This is a genomic window from Streptomyces acidicola (assembly GCF_009377235.1).
Lineage (GTDB): Bacteria > Actinomycetota > Actinomycetes > Streptomycetales > Streptomycetaceae > Streptomyces > Streptomyces acidicola.
In genome coordinates this window covers 1-4,060 of the sequence record NZ_VMNX01000425.1, presented here as the reverse complement: position 1 = coordinate 4,060, position 4,060 = coordinate 1, and the positions used below count along the sequence as shown (strand labels likewise).

3 protein-coding genes are annotated in these 4,060 nt (G+C 71.4%); all 3 read right to left on the bottom strand.

Annotated features, from left to right (window positions below; all coding sequences use genetic code 11):
• Positions 1-76: 76 nt before the first annotated feature.
• Complete coding sequence (locus FPZ41_RS45330; RefSeq protein WP_322621551.1) at positions 77-1,936, bottom strand: acetyl/propionyl/methylcrotonyl-CoA carboxylase subunit alpha; 1,860 nt, start codon at positions 1,934-1,936, stop codon at positions 77-79.
• 101 nt (positions 1,937-2,037) lie between these two features.
• The gene (locus FPZ41_RS45325; RefSeq protein WP_152870620.1) at positions 2,038-3,636 is read right to left on the bottom strand and encodes an acyl-CoA carboxylase subunit beta; all 1,599 of its coding nucleotides are present in this window, start codon (positions 3,634-3,636) and stop codon (positions 2,038-2,040) included.
• Between the two features lie 34 nt (positions 3,637-3,670).
• A partial coding sequence (locus FPZ41_RS45320; protein WP_456154458.1) for an AtuA-related protein occupies positions 3,671-4,060 on the bottom strand: 390 nt, incomplete at its 5' end.

The following is a 4,060-nucleotide window of genomic DNA, read 5'->3' as shown; positions in this document are numbered from 1 at the left end:
CTCCTAAGGGGGTGGGGCAGGTTGTCGGGTGGAGGGTGCGGGTTTGTTGTGGCTGGTCGCGCAGTTCCCCGCGCCCCTAAAGGGGCGCCTGCACCACGGCCAAAAGGGCGCCCACCTGTACCTGCCGGCCCGGGACTGCGTGCAGGGCTGTGAGCGTGCCTGTCGCCGGGGCCGTGATCCTGTGTTCCATCTTCATCGCCTCCAGCCAGAGGAGGGGCTGGCCCTCCTCCACCTGTGCGCCCTCGGACAGGCCCTCGGCGACTCGTACGACCGTGCCCGGCATCGGGGCCAGCAGGGAGCCGGGGGCGTGGTGAGCCGTCGGGTCGGGGAAGCGGGGCAGGGCGGTGAGGGTTGTGTTGTTGACGTGCACCTGGTCGCCGTAGCGTGAGACCTCGAACCTCCGCTGGACGCCGTCGACTTCCAGGATCACGAGATCGGACGTCGCACGCACGACCCGTACCCCTTCCGCCGTCAGGCCCTGACGCGTGTGCTGGTAGTGCACCTCGTGTTCCTCGCCCGCCACGGCGTAGCGCTTGACCTGCGGCTGGGAGGGCAGGTTGCGCCAGCCGCCGAAGCGGGAGCGGCCGTGGGCGGCGGCGAGGGCGGCGGCCAGGGGGGCGTACGGGTCGGGAGCGGAGCCGGTGAGGGCGGGCAGGTGGCGGTCGTAGAAGCCCGTGTCCATGCGGGCCGTGGTGAACTCCTCGTGCCTGAGCGACCGTACGAGCAGGTCCCTGTTGGTCGTCGGGCCGTGGATGTCCGCTCGTTCCAGGGCGGCGGCGAGCTTGCGCAGGGCCTCCGCGCGGGTGGGGGCGTGGGCGACCACCTTGGCGAGCATGGGGTCGTAGTGGACGCCGATGGGGTCGCCGTCCGCGTAGCCGGTGTCCAGGCGGACGCCGTCCGGGACGGTGAGGCGGTGCAGGGTGCCGGTTTGAGGGGCCCAGGCGTGGGCCGGGTCCTCGGCGTACAGGCGGGCCTCGATGGCGTGGCCCTGCGCGCGTGGGGGGTCGTTTTCGAGAGCCTCAAGAGCGCAGCCCTCGGCGACGCGGATCTGGAGGGCCACCAGGTCGACGCCGAACACCGCTTCCGTGACGGGGTGTTCGACCTGGAGGCGGGTGTTCATCTCCAGGAAGTGGGCCGTGTCGCCGGACACGAGGAACTCGACCGTGCCCGCGCCCACGTAGTCGACGGCCCGGGCGGCCCGTACGGCCATCGCGTAGAGGGAGTCGGTCAGTTCGGATGTCAAACCCGGTGCCGGGGCTTCCTCGACGACCTTCTGGTGGCGGCGCTGGAGGGAGCAGTCCCGGGTGCCGAGCGGCCACACGGTGCCGTGACTGTCGGCGAGGATCTGCACCTCGACGTGCCGGCCGCCCTCCACATAGGGCTCGACGAAGACCTCGCCGTCACCGAAGGCGCTCAGGGCCTCGGCGCGAGCTGCGGTCAGCTCGTCCTCCAGGGCGGCGAGGTCCCGGACGACACGCATGCCCCGTCCGCCGCCGCCCGCCGCAGCCTTCACCAGGACGGGCAGGTCGTCCTCGGTGACCTTGTGGAGGGGTAGGGCTTCCAGCCCCATGAGCTTCTTGGCGCGCGTCTTGGACGCCATGGCCTCGATCGCCTCGGGAGGCGGCCCGATCCAGACGAGGCCCGCGTCGAGGACGGCGCGCGCGAAGGCGGGGTTCTCGGAGAGGAAGCCGTACCCGGGGTGGATCGCGTCCGCTCCCGCGTCCAGGGCGGCCTTCACGATCAGGTCGGCGCGCAGGTACGTCTCCGCGGGCGCCGCGCCCGGCAGTCGTACCGTCGCGTCGGCCACGCGCGCGTGGAGGGCGTTTTCGTCGGCGTCGGAGTGCACGGTGACCGTTCGGATTCCCAACTCACGGCACGTGCGGACGATACGGCAGGCGATCTCGCCTCGGTTGGCGACGAGGACAGAAGTGATCACTGAGGGGTTCCTTGTCTCCGGCGTGGCCTCCGTCATGGTCTTCGCCCTGGCCTTCGCCCTGGCCTTCGTCGCGGTCTCCGTCATGTTTTCCGTCATGGCCGTCACATCCGGAAGACGCCGAAGCCACCGCGCGCGCCCTCGTAGGGCGCGGTGTGGATCGCGGACAGGCACAGGCCGAGGACGGTACGGGTGTCGCGCGGGTCGATGACCCCGTCGTCGTACAGCCGCCCGGACAGGAACATCGGCAGGGACTCGGACTCGATCTGCTGCTCCACCATGGCGCGCAGGGCGGCGTCCCCGTCCTCGTCGTACGGCTGCCCCTTCGCGGCCGCCGACTGCCGGGCGACGATGGAGAGCACCCCGGCGAGCTGCTGCGGGCCCATGACGGCCGACTTGGCGCTGGGCCAGGCGAACAGGAAGCGCGGGTCGTACGACCGGCCGCACATGCCGTAGTGCCCGGCGCCGTACGAGGCGCCCATGAGCACGGACAGGTGGGGCACGCGCGAATTGGAGACGGCGTTGATCATCATCGCGCCGTGCTTGATGATGCCGCCCTGTTCGTACTCCTTGCCGACCATGTAGCCGGTGGTGTTGTGCAGGAAGAGCAGCGGGATGTCGCGCTGGTTGGCGAGCTGGATGAACTGGGCGGCCTTCTGGGACTCCTCGCTGAACAGCACGCCCTGGGCGTTCGCCAGGATTCCGACCGGGTAGCCGTGCAGGGTCGCCCAGCCGGTGGCGAGGCTCGTCCCGTACAGCGGCTTGAACTCGTCGAAGTCGGAGGCGTCGACGATCCGGGCGACGACCTCGCGGGGGTCGAAGGGGGTCCGCAGGTCGCCCGGGACGATGCCGAGCAGCTCGTCCTCGTCGTACTCGGGGGGCGCGGCGGGGCCCGGATCGCCGTACGCCTTGCGGTGGTTGAGGCGGGCGACCACGCGGCGCGCCTGGCGCAGGGCGTCCGGCTCGTCGACGGCGAAGTAGTCTGCGAGGCCCGACACGCGCGCGTGCATGTCGGCGCCGCCCAGGGACTCGTCGTCGCTCTCCTCCCCCGTCGCCATCTTCACCAACGGCGGGCCGCCGAGGAACACCTTCGCCCGTTCCTTGACCATGATCACGTGGTCGGACATGCCGGGGATGTACGCGCCTCCGGCGGTGGAGTTCCCGAAGACGACGGCGATGGTCGGGATGCCGGCGGCGGAGAGCCGGGTGAGGTCCCGGAAGATGGCTCCGCCCGGGATGAAGATCTCCTTCTGGGAGGGCAGGTCCGCGCCGCCCGACTCGACCAGGCTGATGCAGGGCAGCCGGTTGGCGAGGGCGATGTCGTTCGCCCGCAGGGCCTTCTTCAGGCTCCAGGGGTTGCTGGCGCCGCCGCGTACGGTCGGGTCGTTCGCGGTGATCAGGCACTCCACGCCCTCGACGACCCCGACGCCGGTGACGAGCGAGGCGCCCACCGTGTGGTCGCTGCCCCAGGCGGCGAGCGGCGACAGCTCCAGGAAGGGCGTGTCGGGGTCGAGGAGCAGCTCGATACGTTCCCGGGCAAGCAGCTTGCCGCGCTTGCGATGCCGCGCGACGTATTTCTCGCCACCGCCCGCGAGGGCCTTCGCGTGCTCGCTGTCGAGCTCGGCGAGCCTGGCGAGCATGGCCTCGCGGTGGGCCGTGTAGTCGGGGCTGCCCGTGTCCAGGGCGGAGGCGAGGATGGTCATCGGAGAACCTCCGGCAAGTCCGGGCGTCGGACGGTCACAGGAGTACCTCCGGTATGTCCAGGTGGCGGGAGCGGAGCCATTCGCCGAGGGCCTTTGCCTGGGGGTCGAAGCGGGCTTGCGCGGCGACGCCCTCGCCGAGGATGCCCTCGACGACGAAGTTGAGGGCGCGGAGGTTCGGCAGGGCATGGCGCACGACGGTCAACCCGGCTGTCTCCGGCAGGAGTTCGCGGAAGCGGTCGACCGTGAGGGTGTGCGCGAGCCACCGCCAGGCGTCGTCCGAGCGGACCCAGACGCCGACGTTGGCGTTGCCGCCCTTGTCCCCGCTGCGGGCGCCCGCGACCAGACCGAGGGGCGCGCGACGGGTCGGGAGCCCGGCGGGCAGGGGCTCGGGGGGCGAGGGTTCGTCGACGGGCTGGAGTACGAG